This is a genomic window from Gemmatimonadota bacterium, assembly GCA_026706345.1.
Taxonomy (GTDB): Bacteria; JAAXHH01; JAAXHH01; order JAAXHH01; family JAAXHH01; genus JAAXHH01.
In genome coordinates this window covers 1-14555 of record JAPOYX010000017.1, presented here as the reverse complement: position 1 = coordinate 14555, position 14555 = coordinate 1, and the positions used below count along the sequence as shown (strand labels likewise).

At 62.0% G+C, this 14555-nt stretch carries 15 protein-coding genes; 5 read left to right on the top strand and 10 right to left on the bottom strand.

Going from position 1 to position 14555, the window contains the following annotated elements; genetic code table 11:
* The 7 genes from OXG98_01735 to OXG98_01705 all read right to left on the bottom strand — a co-directional run.
* The coding region (locus OXG98_01735; GenBank protein ID MCY3770735.1) for an efflux RND transporter permease subunit at nucleotides 1–696 on the bottom strand (696 nt) is incomplete at its 3' end.
* Nucleotides 697–734: 38 nt separating this feature from the next.
* On the bottom strand, nucleotides 735–1838 hold the full coding sequence (locus OXG98_01730; protein ID MCY3770734.1) for an efflux RND transporter periplasmic adaptor subunit: 1104 nt from the start codon (nucleotides 1836–1838) through the stop codon (nucleotides 735–737).
* 347 nt (nucleotides 1839–2185) lie between these two features.
* Nucleotides 2186–3025 (bottom strand): amidohydrolase family protein, encoded by an 840-nt coding sequence (locus OXG98_01725; GenBank protein MCY3770733.1) that lies wholly within the window; start codon nucleotides 3023–3025, stop codon nucleotides 2186–2188.
* Between the two features lie 67 nt (nucleotides 3026–3092).
* Nucleotides 3093–3977: a DMT family transporter gene (locus tag OXG98_01720; protein ID MCY3770732.1), complete on the bottom strand. Its 885-nt coding sequence runs from the start codon at nucleotides 3975–3977 to the stop codon at nucleotides 3093–3095.
* Between the two features lie 122 nt (nucleotides 3978–4099).
* Nucleotides 4100–5140, bottom strand: a complete 1041-nt coding sequence (arsB, locus tag OXG98_01715) for an ACR3 family arsenite efflux transporter (protein MCY3770731.1) — start codon at nucleotides 5138–5140, stop codon at nucleotides 4100–4102.
* 64 nt (nucleotides 5141–5204) lie between these two features.
* Nucleotides 5205–5861, bottom strand: a complete 657-nt coding sequence (locus OXG98_01710) for a protein-tyrosine-phosphatase (protein ID MCY3770730.1) — start codon at nucleotides 5859–5861, stop codon at nucleotides 5205–5207.
* Nucleotides 5858–6286 (bottom strand): metalloregulator ArsR/SmtB family transcription factor, encoded by a 429-nt coding sequence (locus OXG98_01705; GenBank protein ID MCY3770729.1) that lies wholly within the window; start codon nucleotides 6284–6286, stop codon nucleotides 5858–5860. Before OXG98_01705 ends, OXG98_01710 begins: the two co-directional genes overlap by 4 nt.
* 274 nt (nucleotides 6287–6560) lie before the next feature.
* Between OXG98_01705 and OXG98_01700 the strand changes: the two genes are divergently transcribed.
* Together OXG98_01700 and OXG98_01695 are read left to right on the top strand one after the other, a co-directional pair.
* Nucleotides 6561–8033, top strand: coding sequence for a sulfatase-like hydrolase/transferase (locus tag OXG98_01700; protein MCY3770728.1), 1473 nt, complete (start codon nucleotides 6561–6563; stop codon nucleotides 8031–8033).
* Nucleotides 8034–8054: 21 nt separating this feature from the next.
* Nucleotides 8055–8849, top strand: coding sequence for a S1/P1 nuclease (locus OXG98_01695; GenBank protein MCY3770727.1), 795 nt, complete (start codon nucleotides 8055–8057; stop codon nucleotides 8847–8849).
* A 7-nt stretch (nucleotides 8850–8856) separates the two neighbouring features.
* Here OXG98_01695 and OXG98_01690 read toward each other — a convergent pair whose 3' ends face one another.
* Nucleotides 8857–9699 carry a sulfite exporter TauE/SafE family protein gene (locus OXG98_01690; protein MCY3770726.1) on the bottom strand — a complete coding sequence of 281 codons (843 nt, stop codon included), beginning with the start codon at nucleotides 9697–9699 and terminating at the stop codon, nucleotides 8857–8859.
* 112 nt (nucleotides 9700–9811) lie between these two features.
* Here OXG98_01690 and OXG98_01685 point away from each other — a divergent pair, with 112 nt between their 5' ends.
* Nucleotides 9812–10471 carry an NUDIX hydrolase gene (locus tag OXG98_01685; GenBank protein MCY3770725.1) on the top strand — a complete coding sequence of 220 codons (660 nt, stop codon included), beginning with the start codon at nucleotides 9812–9814 and terminating at the stop codon, nucleotides 10469–10471.
* A gap of 39 nt (nucleotides 10472–10510) precedes the next feature.
* Here OXG98_01685 and OXG98_01680 read toward each other — a convergent pair whose 3' ends face one another.
* Both OXG98_01680 and OXG98_01675 read right to left on the bottom strand, forming a co-directional pair.
* The gene (locus OXG98_01680; protein MCY3770724.1) at nucleotides 10511–11431 is read right to left on the bottom strand and encodes a 2-oxoacid:ferredoxin oxidoreductase subunit beta; all 921 of its coding nucleotides are present in this window, start codon (nucleotides 11429–11431) and stop codon (nucleotides 10511–10513) included.
* A 12-nt stretch (nucleotides 11432–11443) separates the two neighbouring features.
* Nucleotides 11444–13288 carry a 2-oxoacid:acceptor oxidoreductase subunit alpha gene (locus OXG98_01675; GenBank protein ID MCY3770723.1) on the bottom strand — a complete coding sequence of 615 codons (1845 nt, stop codon included), beginning with the start codon at nucleotides 13286–13288 and terminating at the stop codon, nucleotides 11444–11446.
* A 254-nt stretch (nucleotides 13289–13542) separates the two neighbouring features.
* Between OXG98_01675 and OXG98_01670 the strand changes: the two genes are divergently transcribed.
* Nucleotides 13543–13977 (top strand): hypothetical protein, encoded by a 435-nt coding sequence (locus OXG98_01670; protein ID MCY3770722.1) that lies wholly within the window; start codon nucleotides 13543–13545, stop codon nucleotides 13975–13977.
* A partial coding sequence (locus tag OXG98_01665; protein ID MCY3770721.1) for a phytanoyl-CoA dioxygenase family protein occupies nucleotides 13967–14555 on the top strand: 589 nt, incomplete at its 3' end. The genes OXG98_01670 and OXG98_01665, both read left to right, overlap by 11 nt.

The following is a 14555-nucleotide window of genomic DNA, read 5'->3' as shown; positions in this document are numbered from 1 at the left end:
CGTCTGGAACTCGTTGACCGCGCGGACGATCAACTCCTCGTCGCCTTCCCGGAGCTGCCCGCCGGCCTGGTTGATGTTCTCGGCGGCGAGACGGCGGTTGATCTGCTCGAAGGTGAGTCCCAGCCTCGTCAGCTGCGCTTCGTCGATCTCCACCTGGATTTCCTCGACCAGTCCCCCCTTCATGCGCACCGACGCCACCCCGGGAATCGTCTCCAGTTCCCTCCGGATTTCCCAATCCGCCAGGTTGCGGAGCATGATCAGGTCTTCGCCGGACAGGCCGAGCCGCATGATCGGATCGAGCTCGGGGTTGTATCGGAGCAGCAACGGCCTTTCGGCGTCCTCCGGCAGGAAAACCCGGTCCACCCGCTCGCGGACGTCCATGACCGCGAGGTTCATATCCGTATCCCAGTCGAACTCCAGTATCACGTCGGAGACGCCGGCGCGCGAAATGGAACTGACTTCGACCAGTCCGGTGATGACGCCCACGGCTTCTTCTATGCGCCGGGAAATGAGGTTCTCGATCTCTTCGGGCGCGGCGCCCTCGTACTCGGTCCGCACGGTCAGTGAAGGATAGGAGATATCGGGCAGCAGATTTACCGCGAGGCGGCCGAAGGAGACGTAGCCGAATATCAGCGCCGCCAGCACCAGCATGGTGACGGTGACCGGCCTGCGGATGGCGAAGTCGACGATGGTCATGGAGGGCGTCTTCCGTAGATCAGGGCGTTTACCGCAAATCAGGGCGTTACGATTTTGACCCGGGTGCTGTCCTTCATGCTTCGGTGCCCGGCGATGACGATCCGGTCGCCGGGATTCAGCCCTTCTTCGATTTCGACGAAATCGGCGTCCTGCAGACCCAGGGTCAGTTCGGCGCGAACTGCCAGACTGTCATCCAGCACGGTAAAGACGTAGTTGCCGTCCAGCAGGGCGATCTTGGGGATCAGCAGCACGTCCTCGTGCTGGTCGGCGAGGATCTTGACGCGGACGAACATACCGGGTTTCAAACGCCAGCCGGGGTCGTTGATCCTGATGGTTACCTTGAAGGTGCCGTTCTGCGGGTTGATGATGGAACTCACGCGATGGACCTTCCCGCCGAACGCTCCGTCGGGAAGGGTATCGGTTTCCAGCACGACGTCCTGGCCCGCGGCCACGTGAGACCATTCCATTTCCGGCAGGTAGGTGTAGATCAGCAGGGTGTTCAGATCCACCAGCGTGAAGAGGGGATCGCCCGGCCTGGCCATGTTGCCGACATTGAGGTGCCGTTCGGTAATCGTGCCGCGGAATGGGGCCGTGATGGTGGTCTTGTCGTACGATACCTTGGCGGATTCCCATTCCGCCTTCGCTATGATGTATTCCCGCTCTTTGGCTTCGTGGTCCACCTCGCTGATGAGCTGGCCGTTCAGCATGGCGACCGACCGGTCGAACTCCTGCTTCCGGGCCTGCCTGATCGCCTCCGCCCGGGCCAGGGCGACTTCTTCCTCGGCGTGTTCCAGGACGGCAAGCGTCTGTCCCCGTTGGACGCGGTCCCCTTCCTGGACCAGGATGTCTTCGATCATCGCGGTGGTTCTCGGGAATATGCGGGCGTCGCGGTCCGCCTCCACCGTGGCCGTCGTCAGGATGACGTCGGAAATGGTGCCCAGGGAAGCGGATATCACGCTCACGGGGACGGGAGGCGGTGCGGTGGAATCCGCTTCGGCTTCGCCGTCCTTGTCTTCGTTCGCGTTATCGCCGGTACCGGAACTGGCGTCGCCGCATCCGGCAGCGATGAACACCGCTAAGGCCAGCGTGGCAAAAAGACGCTGAAACTTCAATACGCGGAATAAGAATCGGGTGTACGCCATTATTGCTCCCCGTAACAGCCTGAATCGACCTCTCGAGTCATACACGAGTTACGTAATGTATACATCATTTAATGACTTCAATTCAAAGGAAGTTCCCGTTAAACTCAAAGGAAGTTCCCGTTGAACTGTTTGTAAGACTTCCGATGGTGGAAATAAGTTACGTTAATTTCGGCTTTGGCGCCGATATGGAAGAATCAAGCAGCATCGCGCTGCTCGGATCAGCGGGCGTGGGGCTGTTCTTCTCGAGCGGGACAGGCTTCACCGTTTCGTATAACGCCGGCCGGGGTTCATGGCGATACGGGAATCTCGGATCAGTCTATAGATTTGGCGGCTGAACGTCTCGGACCTCACCCGGCGTCCGCGAGCAACCGCTCCAGGTTGCCGCCCAGGACGAGGTCCATATCTGCCTTCGCGATGAAGGAACAGTGGGTCCGAACGGCCTCCAGCGCGTGCTGGTAGGTGCTCGCACGGGCGACAGGCGGATAATTGGAGGCCCAGCAGAGGCGGTCCGCCCCGTAGTACTCGTAGAGCTTGCGGACGATCCACATGCAGTCCGAATAGGGATATTCCGAGGCAGTCTCCGACACGTACTGGAAGCCGGACAGCTTGATGTGGATGTTCGGCGCGTCCGCTGAGTCCAGTACCTCCCGGAGCATCGGCCGCGGCGGAGGTTCCCCGACCTTTACGCCGGCCATGTGATGGCACAGAAAGGGCGTGTCCGGGAACCGGCGCGCGAGTTTTCGCAGGGCGGGCATCCAGGCCGGACTGAGAGCGAGGGATGCGATCTGGTTGAGTTCGGCCGCTTTCTCGAAGAACGCGAGGCCCTCGGACGATTCGAACCAGTCCGTGTCGCCCTTGAGATAGTGGGTGAACCCCTTCAACCGGTACTTCTCCACCGCTTCGGCCAGCCTGCCGGCGCCGCCCGGCGTGTGGTAGGTGTCGGACCAGGAGCAGTCCACGTCGGCGAACTGGATGAAACGATCGGGGAACCGTTGAACACATTCGGCCCCGTAGTCGTTGTTATTGGGATTGTGTTCGATCCGGGCGCAGACCAGCACCGCCTTGTCCACCCCCGCCAGATCCATTTCGTGGAGCAGCATCTCCGCCGTGCCCCGGTTCTCCGGATCGGGAACCGCCGGTTCGTATGGCCAGTAATCCCATGCGTGTGAGTGGCAGTCGATGATCATCGTTGATTTTCCTTTCTGAAGATGTGGGTTGTTGGCCTTCAGTCGCGCAGACGAGGGATTCCCCTCTTCAATACCGGTTGACCACCCAGAGTCCGGCCGCCAGCAGCAACAGGCCGCCGGTGAGATAGGTCGTTACCTGGTCGCCCAGGATCAGCCAGCTCAGCAGGACGCCGAAAAGCGGGGTCGTGAAGAAGAAGGCGCTGATCTGGGTGGCGCTGTGACGCTGCAGCAGCCTGATCCAGACGAGAAAGCAGAATCCGGCCACGATGGCGCCCTGATACAGGACCGCCGCTACAATGGCCGGGTCGATCGTAACGGGCAGGTGCCATTCGGTCAGCGCCCAGAGGATGGAAAAAATGGGCAGCACGACCACCTGCTGCCAGAATATGACCGAGACAGGGGAGATACGCCTGACCAGGACCTTGTTGATCATGATCTGGATGGCCAGGCTGATGGAGCTGCAGAGGACCAGGACGTCGCCCAGCGGGGTCGACGGCCCCCCCGCTTCGTCGTATATGGTCAGCACCATGCCGCCGCCGGCCAGGACCAGTCCGACGACCTTCATCATGGTGAGGCGGTCGCCCGGTATGATGTAATGGGAAATGGCGGCGACCACGAAGGGGTAGGTCTGCATGAACAGCACGGCATGGCTTCCGGAAGTCTGCTCCGCGCCGATGTTCAGGAAGAGGATCTGCGCGGCCATGACGAGGGCGGGAACGGTGATGATGAGGCGATCGCCCCGGGCTACGTACAGGGAGACGCCGGCCAGGCGCGTCCAGGCATAGACGCACACGAGGGCGACCCCGAAACGCAGAACCGCCAGGAGGATCGGCGGTATGCCTTCCAGACCCACCTTGACCGATACGACCAGGCCGCCCCAGAGGGTACAAAGCATCAGCACGAGGAGGACGGACCGCGTCGTCAACGGCTGGTTTTCATCGATGTGGGTCACCCTGGCCAGCCTTTTCGCGGGACGTGGTCGGCACGAGGAAACGGCAGGGCGAGATAATACGATTACGGAAGGCTCGAAGGCAACGTTAAAGTTCAGGGCCGGACGCGGGACGCCGTGTCGCTTTATCTGTTATACATGGCCTTGAAACGCAGGGCCACGTTGACCAGCGCGATCATGACCGGCACTTCGACGAGGGGGCCGATGACGGCCGCGAACGCTACGCCCGATTCGATGCCGAAGACGGCCACGGCCACGGCGATGGCCAGTTCGAAGTTGTTGCTCGCGGCGGTGAAGGAAAGCGTGGCGTTCTTCGAATAGTCCGCGCCGATCTTCCGTCCCATCCAGAAGGTGATCAGGAACATGAGCACGAAATAAACGAGGAGAGGCGCGGCGATCCGGACCACGTCCAGGGGGATGGCCACGATCGTGTCGCCTTTCAGGCTGAACATCACTACGATCGTGAACAGCAACGCCACCAGGGTGATGGGACTGATGCGGGGAATGAAGGCCGATTCGTACCACGGCCGACCCTTGAGCCGCAACAGGACCAGGCGGGTCGCCATGCCGCCGAAGAAGGGAATGCCCAGGTAGATGAGCACGCTTTCCGCGATCTGCGCCATGGTTATCGGGACGACGCTGCCTTCCATTCCGAACCAGGGCGGAAGCACCGTTATGAAGACGTAGGCGTACACGCTGTAGAAGAACACCTGGAACAGGCTGTTGAAGGCCACCAGGCCGGCGGCGTACTCCGTGTTCCCCTTCGCCAGTTCGTTCCACACGATGACCATGGCGATGCACCGGGCCAGGCCGATCAGGATCAGGCCGGTCATGTACTCGGGATGTCCCGACAGGAAGAGCGCCGCGAGGCCGAACATCAGGACCGGGCCGACGATCCAGTTCAGGAAGAGCGACGCGCCGAGGATCCGCACGTTTCGGAACACGTCCCCCAGCTCCTCGTACTTCACCTTGGCCAGCGGAGGATACATCATCAGGATGAGCCCGACGGCGATGGGCAGATTGGTCGTGCCCACCTGCCCCAGCTGAAGCAGGGCGGGAACAGCCGGCGCCCATACGCCGAGGACGACGCCGAGGCCCATGGCCAGAAAGATCCACAGGGTCAGGTACCGGTCGCGCGCCGACAGCCGTTTCGTTGTTGAATCCATTATACCCTCTTTGCTGGTACTGATCGTGGCCTACACTGCTCCAACGCGGTGAACCGCATTGGCTTCACGCGGTGACGACCCTGGCAAACAGCCAGACCATCTCCCGGCAGATCTCCCGGCACGTCGCGTCGTAACGGGCCGTCTCCCGGTCGGTTCCATCAGAGGATTTAGGATCCTCGTAGGGAAGGAGCACGCGCTCGTCGGCGCCGGCTATCACGGGACAGTCGCCGTCCGCGCTCGAGCAGGTCAGGACCGCGCAGAAACCGTGCCCGGGGTTCGAGGGATCCGTATAGGCCTTGGAGAACGCGCGCGTCGGGGGGAGTGCGTTTCCGGCGTGAACGAGGTAGACCGGGTTGTCTTCGTTATCGTCGCTCGAGTTCGGTTCGATCCGGAAACCCGCCCGGGTCATCGCCGATACCGCCCTGGGATCGAAGGCGGTGACGTGCGTACCGCCCGAGAAGGCATGTATTCCGGATAAGCCGAAGAATTGCGCCGCTGCCTGTGCCCAGATCTGGGTCATCTGGCTCCTGCGGGAATTGTGCGTGCAGATAAAGGTGAGCCGGGCCGTTTCGCCGCTTCGCAACCGCTCCGCGATATACGCCGAAATGCGTTCCAGCGTCTGTCCGCGTTCAGCCTCAATCAGGCTCGATTCCGTCCGGCGCGCCTGTAGATAGCGATGAAGACCGGGGTGGAAGGCGGTATCGCGGGGGATCTGGTTCACCGCTCCTCCCGCGACAGCAAGGGCTGGCCGTGCATGGACGGATCTTCGCGATCGTCGATCTGCAACTCGGCCATGGATGGATGGGGCACGCAGATCTTGCCCTGGCTGGCCAGTCCGCGCAATCGGTCCAGGTCCGCCAGGACCCGCTCGTGAACCTGGCGGGCCGAGACCAGGTAAACCGACACGTACTTCAGGGCGATCGAGGAATCCTTGGCCAACGCATAGTAGATCCACACCCCGTCTCGGCGGTCCGTGAGCAACCCGTACTGTTTCAGCACCGACAGATGCCGCGAGATCTTGCTCTGCGGCATATCCAGCACCGCCATGATTTCGCACACGCATAATTCCCGCTCCGTCAGCAGGAACAGAATGCGGAGTCGCGTCGCGTCCGAACAGGCCTTGAATACGGCCAGGTCTTTATCCAAACCGGTATCCCCAGTCGTCAGTCGGCGGTGATTATATTCTAATAATCGAATATAAGGATATAATACTATTTGTCAATGGAAATGAAGCGAATGTGGTGCGCCGGTAGTCGTGGACATCCGGCGCCGGGGGGTGTATATTGGGACAGGCCGTTCCGCGTCCTTTTGCGTCGATCGCGTCCTTGCGTGTCGATGTGAACGACAAGGATGACCAAGACGACATGATGGACCATGACCCGATAAACACGTATTGATGAACGCCCCATACGGGAGCGCCATGCCGTCACCTCCCAACGTACTGCTCGTCTGTACCGATCACTGGCCGGGCACGCTCTTCGGCCACGCCGGCCACCCCGTGATCCAGACGCCGACCCTGGACACGCTGGCCCGGAGCGGCGTTCGTTTTCCCCGGACCTACAGCGAATGCCCGGTGTGCATTCCCGCTCGCAGGACGCTCATGACCGGCACGACCACGGCCACCCACGGCGACCGGGTGTTCCTGGTCAAAGAACCCATGCCGGCGGTCCCCACCGTGGCGCAGACCTTTAGGGACAACGGATACCAGGCCTATGCCGTAGGGAAGCTGCACGTATACCCGCAGCGGGACCGGATCGGGTTTGATGACGTGATCCTGGCCGAAGAGGGCCGTCCGCATCTCGGCGCCGTGGACGACTACGAGGCGTTTCTCGGCGAAAACGGCCATGCCGGGGAAGGATTCACCCACGGAATGAGCAACAACGAATACGGCCAGCGTCCCTGGCACCTGCCGGAGGCCATGCACGTCACCAACTGGACCACGCGCCAGATGGCCCGCATGATCCGCCGGCGCGATCCCACGCGTCCGGGATTCTGGTACCTGTCGTACTGCCATCCCCACCCCCCGCTGACCCCGCTCCAGAGCTATCTGGACCTTTACCGCGACGAAGACCCCGGCGAGCCGTATCTCGGCGACTGGGCCGGGGACCCGGACCGCCTGCCCTATGCGCTGAAGGCAGTCCGTGGTCGCTTCGGCGGGATGAGCGACTCCCAGGTCGCCTGGGCCAGGCGCGCCTTCTTCGCCCTGTGTACCCATATCGACCACCAGTTGCGCGTGGTGATCGGCACCCTTCGGGAAGAAGGCCTGATCGACGACACCATCATACTGTTCACGGCCGATCACGGCGACATGCTGGGCGTCCACGGTCTCTGGGCGAAGCGGTTGTACTACGAACAGTCGGCCAATGTGCCCATGATACTCGTGGGCCGGGCCGGCGACGACCGGGTAGGCCACAACCGTACCGACGACCGGCTCGTGGGCTGGCAGGACGTAATGCCCACGCTACTGGATCTGGCGGGGATCGAAGTGCCGGATACCGTCGAAGGCACCTCCATGGTGGGCGGGGAGAAACGGGAATACCTTTACGGCGAGTGCGGTGAAGACGCCCAGGCAACGCGCATGATGCACGACGGAAGATACAAACTGATCTACTACCCGGTGGGCAACCGATCTCAGCTGTTCGACCTGGAAGAAGACCCGGAAGAACGCTGCGACCTGGCTGATTCGGCGGATCATGCCGGCATCATGAGCCGGATGACGGAGCGGCTGGCAGACGACCTGGTCTACCGGGACGCACAGTGGTTCCGGGACGGGGAACTGGCCGGCCTGCCTGACCGCGAATATACGCAGCCGCCCAACCGGGGCCTGTCCGGCCAGCGGGGCCTGCACTGGCCGCCGCCGCCCGTGGACCCCGACACGTCCTATGTTCCCTGAAAAAACGCAGGAGAGCTGATCATGCGCACTATACGAATACTGATCGCATCGGCCATGCTGTTGTGCTGGTCCCTACCCGTTGCCGCATGGGGGCCGAACGGCCACCGCATCGTGGGACAGATCGCCGAAAACCACCTCACGGACGCGGCCCGCAAAGGCATCGCGGAACTCGTCGGGCGCACTTCGCTGGCCCGGCTCAGCACCTGGGCCGACGAGATCAAGTCCGATCCGTCGTGGCGCCACGCTTCGCCGTGGCACTACATCAACGTGCCGCCCGGCCAGGCCCTTGAAACGGCCCGTAGAAGCCCGCGCGGTGACGTGGTCGAGGCCATTCAGCGGTTTGAAGGCGTCCTGAGGGACCGCGGAGCGGGGAGGAAGGAACGGGTGGACGCGTTGAGATTCCTGGTGCACTTCGTGGGCGACATCCACCAGCCCCTCCACGCGGGCTATGCCAGCGATCGAGGAGGCAACGATATCCGGGTACGCTGGTTCGGTGAAAGCACGAACCTCCACACCGTATGGGATGAACACCTCGTAGAGCACCAGCGGCTGAGCTTCACGGAATGGGTCCGTTTCTTCGGCCACGCGGAACCCGGCGAGATTGAAGCGTGGCGGCGCTCGACTGTCTGGGACTGGACGCGGGAGTCGCGGAGCATGCTGCCGGCCGTGTACGACTACGGTGGATCCCGTTCCGACAAGACACCGTATCTGGGATACGCCTACATCTTCAAGCATGCCGACGGTGTCAAGCTCAGACTGCTGCAGGCCGGCATCCGGCTGAGCGGCCTGCTGAACGATATATTCGCCTCGCCCTGATCCCCCGTCATCCCCCGGTCAGCATGATCACCCCCGCAACCAGCACGAGCCCCGTGATGGTAATCTGCAGATAGCGCTCCGGGACCCTGCGGGACATCCGGACGCCCACGGGCACGCCGACCAGCGATCCGGCAGCCATGGTCACGGCGATGGCGAGATCCAGCTGGCTGCTCCCGGCGTAGATGATCGAACTGGTGAAAGTCAGCGACAGCGCGATGAAAATCGACGACCCGACCGTGTCCACCGCGGTGAGGCGGAAGATGATGATCATCAGCGGCACGATCAGGATGCCGCTGCCCACCGAGGTGGAGGCGATCAGTCCGCCGATGACGGCGCCCAGGATCGCTACGAGGACCGCCTTAGCGCCCGTGACCCGGGCGGGGATATGCTGGTCCGCCTGGTCCGCCTGGCCCGCCGCCGCGCGGGAACCCGGCCGCATGAACATGTGCCACAGAATCAACAGGCCCGATAGTATGACGACCGCCGCGATGAACCGGCGCAGGTTCGCCTGAAGTTCCTGCCAGGCCGGGTCGGTCTGGTCCATGGCGCCGGCGTAACCCGTGATCCATAACGCCACGGCCACGGTCGCCGGCACCGCCCCCACGAGAAAATACGCCGAGGTCCGGAACCGGATGGTGCCCTGCCTGAAATGGAAGAAGACGGCCGGTAGCTTGCAGAGGCAGGAATAGAGGTGGGCAGTGCCCACCGCCACCGTGGAAGGAAGGCCGAACCCGAGCGTCAGAACCGGCAGGATGAGGACCCCGCCGCCGATGCCGGTCATCCCGATGCAGGCACCGATCAGCGCGCCGGCCACGAGTTGCACGGCAGTTGTCAGGAAATCCACGTCCATAGAATGTGAAAGGGCTCCCTGTGCCCGGACGAAAGCCGGCTCCTGACTACTGGCATGTCCGCCTATTTTTTACTTGCCACGCCCGCCAAAACGATGCAAACATGACCTTGCCATGATCCCGACCAAACCATACGCGGCCACGGACCTGGGCATCTTCAGGTTCCTCGACGGCAAGTTGCTGGTCTACCTGGTCGAGTTGAAAGTCGAACCCTTCGTGGGCCGGTATTCGCTGCCCGGTACGCTGGTGCTTGAAACCGAAGACCTGGAGGCGGCGGTCCGGCGCGCCTACCGCGAGGCAACCGGCCGGACCGCCGCGTACTTCGAGCAGGTCTACACCTTCTCCGCCATCGACCGAGATCCGAGAAGACGTTCGATTTCCACGGCCTACATGGGGTTTCCCGACGATCCGGGCGAACCCTTCGAACCCGTGGACAAGTACCGCAAGGGGGCGTGGTTCTACGTCAAAGATACCCCTTCGCTGGCGTACGACCACAACGAGATGCTGAAGGTATGCACGGAAAGGATCGCGGCCAAATTGAATTACACCAATATCGCCCTGCTGCTGTTGCCCAACGAATTTACCCTGGCGGAACTGAAGAGCGTGTACGAACAGGGGCTGGGAGAAAGGCTGGAAACCCGGAGTTTCAGCGACAAGGTCCTGTCACTGAACATGATAGAAGCCACCGGCGAAGAACGCGCGGAAGATAACGCGCCGCCGGCCCCGCTCTACCGCGCAGCGCACCGGGAACTGCAGGAAATTCCGTTCATCTGAAGCGCGGATTACCCACCCACGCTACGTCATCTCTGCCGTCTACATCATGCGCTTGATGATGCGGTCCGACTGGTCGCTGGTTATCCCCAGTTCACGACGGGCCATGGCGCCGCCTTCATCCAGCACGGGTTCCTGGTCGCCCAGCGTAGGCGCGCCCGCCTTCTGAAAGAACAGACCCGTGTAGATCTCGTCCCCCCAGATCATGGCCTTCTCGCAGGCCGCCTTCCAGTCGCTGGGGTCGTGGCCTTCGTCTTCCAGTTTCTTGACGCGCTGCTTGAAGAAGGGGTAGTCATTGTCCTTGTTAAACGTGACGCAGGGACTGAACACGTCGATGAGGGCAAAGCCCCTGTGGCGGACGGCCTGTTCGATGAGCCCGGTCAGGTGGCGCGCGTCGCCGCTGAAGGCCCGGGCCACGAAGGTCGCGCCGTTCATGATCGCCGCCGTGATGGGATTTATCGGCGCTTCCACGCTGCCGAAAGGCGTGCTCTTGGTCCGCATGTCGATGCTGCTGGTAGGGGACACCTGTCCGGTGGTCAGTCCATAGATCTGGTTGTCCATGACGATGTAGGTCAGGTCCACGTTCCGCCGCGCCGTGTGGGTGAAGTGGTTTCCGCCGATACCGTATCCATCGCCGTCGCCGCCCGTGACGAACACGGTGAGTTCGTGGTTGGCCATTTGCGCGCCCGTGGCCACGGCCAGCGCGCGGCCGTGCAGCGTATGCATGCCGTAGGAATTGAAGAAGCCCGGGAAATTCGATGAACAGCCGATGCCGCTGATCGTGAGAATCTCGTGGGGCTGGAGTCCCAGGTTCGCGCAGGCCCGCTGCAAACTGCTCAGTACGCTGAAATCGCCGCAACCCGGACACCAGTCCGGATCCACCTTGCCCTTGAAGTCCTTCGCTTTTAACGGGACTGCCGGTTTTTCTTCCACTTCGTCACGTGTTAAAGTTTCCACTGACATGTTGGGGGCTCCTTAGACGATGACTTCTTGATAAGGCACGAATATGTCTGTCGTTCCGGCCAGCAACTCCTTGACGCCTTCCACGATGTGATGGGGCATGAAGGGCTCCCCGTCGTACTTCCGGATATGGCCGTCGGCCGTCAGTCCGGTCTCGCTGCGCAGATAGCGATGGAACTGGCCGGAATAGTTGTTTTCCACGATTACGGTCCGCTTCGCGCTCGCAAACACTTCCGCTATGGCTTCCTTGTGAAGCGGGACGATCCATTTTACGGGCAGGTGATTCACGGCGATGCCCTCCCTGTTCAGGATCTCCACCGCCTCCCCGATCACTCCGCGGGTCGAGCCCCAGCCGATGAGCGTGACTTCGGCGTCGCCGGCGCCTGACAGCTCGGGCGGATCGATACGGTTTTCCACGTCCGCGAACTTGCGGGCCCGCTTCTCCACCATCTTGCGGCGCTTGTGGGGATTGGTGAACTCGTCGCTGACCAGGACGCCGTCTTCGTCGTGTTCGTCCGTGGCCACTACGTGGGCGTATCCCTGCACGCCGGGGATCGCCCGGGGCGATATGCCGCTTTCGGTGTTCTCGTACCGCAGGTAACCGTTGCTCGGCGCCCCTATGAGGCCGTGTCCGTTCGCTTCCTGCGAACCAGTCGGTATATCGCTTACGCCGTTGGCCGACTCGGTGATCACGTCGCCCCGGTCAATGTGCGGCTGCATATCGATGGCGTCCGGATCGACGCTGAAGGTGCCCTCGGAGATCAAAAGGTCCGAAATCACGATGCCTGGACACTGGTAATGGTCCACAAGGTTGAACAGTTCGGGCATGGTGTTGAAGGCGTCCAGCGCGTCGGTCGGGGCTACGATAATCCGCTCGAAATCCCCCTGGCTCGCGCCGAGGATCTGCCAGAGGTCGCCCTGTTCCGTCTTGGTGGGCACGCCCGTGGACGGCCCGGCGCGCTGGACGTCGATGAAGACGACCGGTATCTCCATCATGGCCGCGCTGCCGACCGCCTCGGTCATCAGCGCGAAACCGCCGCCCGACGTCGCGCACATGGACCGGCAACCTACATGGGCCGCGCCGATGGCCATGTTGGCCACGCCGATTTCGTCCTCGACCTGCCGCACCATGATGCCCAGTTCCCGCGCGTTCTTTGCCATCCAGTGGAGGACGCCGGTGGAGGGACTCATGGGATAGGCGCAGTAGAACTTGACGCCCGCCGCCGCGCCGCCCATGGCGATCGCGTCGTTGCCGTTCCACACCGCCAGCGGCTTGCCGCCGGAAGGGACGGTAAGGGAAAACGGTTCGAAGTGCGCCGCAGCGTAGTCGTATCCCGCGCGGGCCACGCCCACGTTTTCGTCGACCACGTCCTGGCCCTTCCGCTGAAACTGCATGGTGAGGATTTCTTCCAGGATCTGGAAGTCGATGTCGAGCAGGTACAGTATCGTTCCGAGGGCCACGGTGTTTTGCACGAGCTTGTTGCGGTTGTTGTCGGTTAGTTCGCCGATGGGAAGCGGGCACAGGTGCACGCCGTCTTCCGGGGTCCCGGGCGTGATCGTGTCACTGTTGTAAATGACGCGCGTTCCCGCTCCCATGAGCCCCAGATGCCGGTCCATCGTGTCCTGGTTCAGGCAGACCAGCAGGTCGAGTTTGTCGCCGTGGTTGTGAACCGGTTGATCGCCGATCCTCATCGTGAGGAATATATGACCGCCCCGGATGATCGACTGGTAGGCATTGTAGGCGTTGAGATGCAGTCCGCGCCGGATGAAAATCCGGGCCAGCACGTTGCCCGGCGTGGCGATTCCCTGGCCGGCGGCGCCGCCTATGGCAATGGCAAAGTCGAATTTGTCTGAACTCATCGGTTTCTCCTGTCTGACCGTCGTTGACAATCCGGTTCTGCTGGTCGAGAATAAGTACTTTTCGTCAGATGGTGATTGATTCAGTGGGAACTTACAAAATACACGGTCCCCCGGGTGATGTCAACCATTCTATACTTATTGGGAAAGACCGGTTGACGCTATCGCAATCGCGGGATAACTATTATAATTCAGACTAAGAAGCCGACAGGTAAATTCCGACGGAGCATTGGCAGTAGATTCTTGCGGGAGGACGAATGGCCGGAACGATTGACGGATGGGTAAACCGCGCCGAAACGAAAATCGCGGCCGGCGTGGGCGTATCGCTGGAGGATCTCGACGAGTTGAAGTCGATGACGAGCGAGCGCCGCCAGCACCTGCTCTATATCTGGGCGAACGCGGATCTGATTACGGCCGACGTGATATCCTGGAACTATTACGGACCATTCGACGCCGAATACCAGTTCGACCCCCGCCACGAATGTCCCTACCGGAACATCAAGGAGGCCATGGCGGACGGATGGCGCATCATCTCCTTTCCAAAGGTCGAGTATCCCCTGGAGAACACCCATAACCAGCTGGGCCACGAGTTTATCCTGGAGCGTTTCTACCCCCCGGGAGGCGGCCTGCCCCATACGCCCCACGGCGCCAGGAAGCAGGACCCGGGGCAAGGAGCCGACGATGGCGGATGACTTCAGGGCCCTGAAAAAACAGTTCGTGGATACGGGCTACGTTCTTCTCGAAAACTGGTTCGAAACGGACCTGGTGGAACGGATCAGCGAGGACAGCCTGGCGTACAAAGGCATATCCGTGTTCGAACGGGAAAGCGTGGGGGACCTGCTCGCCCATCCCAGGGTCGTGGAGTTCGTGGCCCATCTGCTGGAATCGCCCGATATCGCCATCAGTCCCTTCCGCTTCTGGAACCACCTGACTCCCGGCGGCATGAGCGACGGGGGAGGCTGGCACGTGGACGACACGTGGATGGCGGACCGGCCGCTGACGGAGATCCTGTGCATGTACTACCCGCAGGACGTGGCCGAAGACATGGGGCCGACCATGTTGCTTCCCGGAAGCCACCGGAGGCTGTATACACCGAGCCAGACCGGCAAACTGGGCTGGATCCGGGGCCAGGAGAAGCTCACGGTCAAGGCGGGATCGCTGGCCATTACCTTTCCTTCCATCCTCCATGCCAGGGCGGCCCACTTTTCCGAACGGCCGAGATCCATGATCAAGTACGGCTCTGGGAGCGCGGAGGCGCGGTACGGCCACG

Coding starts and splice junctions, on each gene's coding strand:
- OXG98_01730 (MCY3770734.1), bottom strand. CDS start 1,838: ATGGCGTACACCCGATTCTTATTCCGCGTATTGAAGTTTCAGCGTCTT.
- OXG98_01725 (MCY3770733.1), bottom strand. CDS start 3,025: ATGATCATCGACTGCCACTCACACGCATGGGATTACTGGCCATACGAA.
- arsB (MCY3770731.1), bottom strand. CDS start 5,140: ATGGATTCAACAACGAAACGGCTGTCGGCGCGCGACCGGTACCTGACC.
- OXG98_01700 (MCY3770728.1), top strand. CDS start 6,561: ATGCCGTCACCTCCCAACGTACTGCTCGTCTGTACCGATCACTGGCCG.
- OXG98_01695 (MCY3770727.1), top strand. CDS start 8,055: ATGCGCACTATACGAATACTGATCGCATCGGCCATGCTGTTGTGCTGG.
- OXG98_01690 (MCY3770726.1), bottom strand. CDS start 9,699: ATGGACGTGGATTTCCTGACAACTGCCGTGCAACTCGTGGCCGGCGCG.
- OXG98_01685 (MCY3770725.1), top strand. CDS start 9,812: ATGATCCCGACCAAACCATACGCGGCCACGGACCTGGGCATCTTCAGG.
- OXG98_01680 (MCY3770724.1), bottom strand. CDS start 11,431: ATGTCAGTGGAAACTTTAACACGTGACGAAGTGGAAGAAAAACCGGCA.
- OXG98_01675 (MCY3770723.1), bottom strand. CDS start 13,288: ATGAGTTCAGACAAATTCGACTTTGCCATTGCCATAGGCGGCGCCGCC.
- OXG98_01670 (MCY3770722.1), top strand. CDS start 13,543: ATGGCCGGAACGATTGACGGATGGGTAAACCGCGCCGAAACGAAAATC.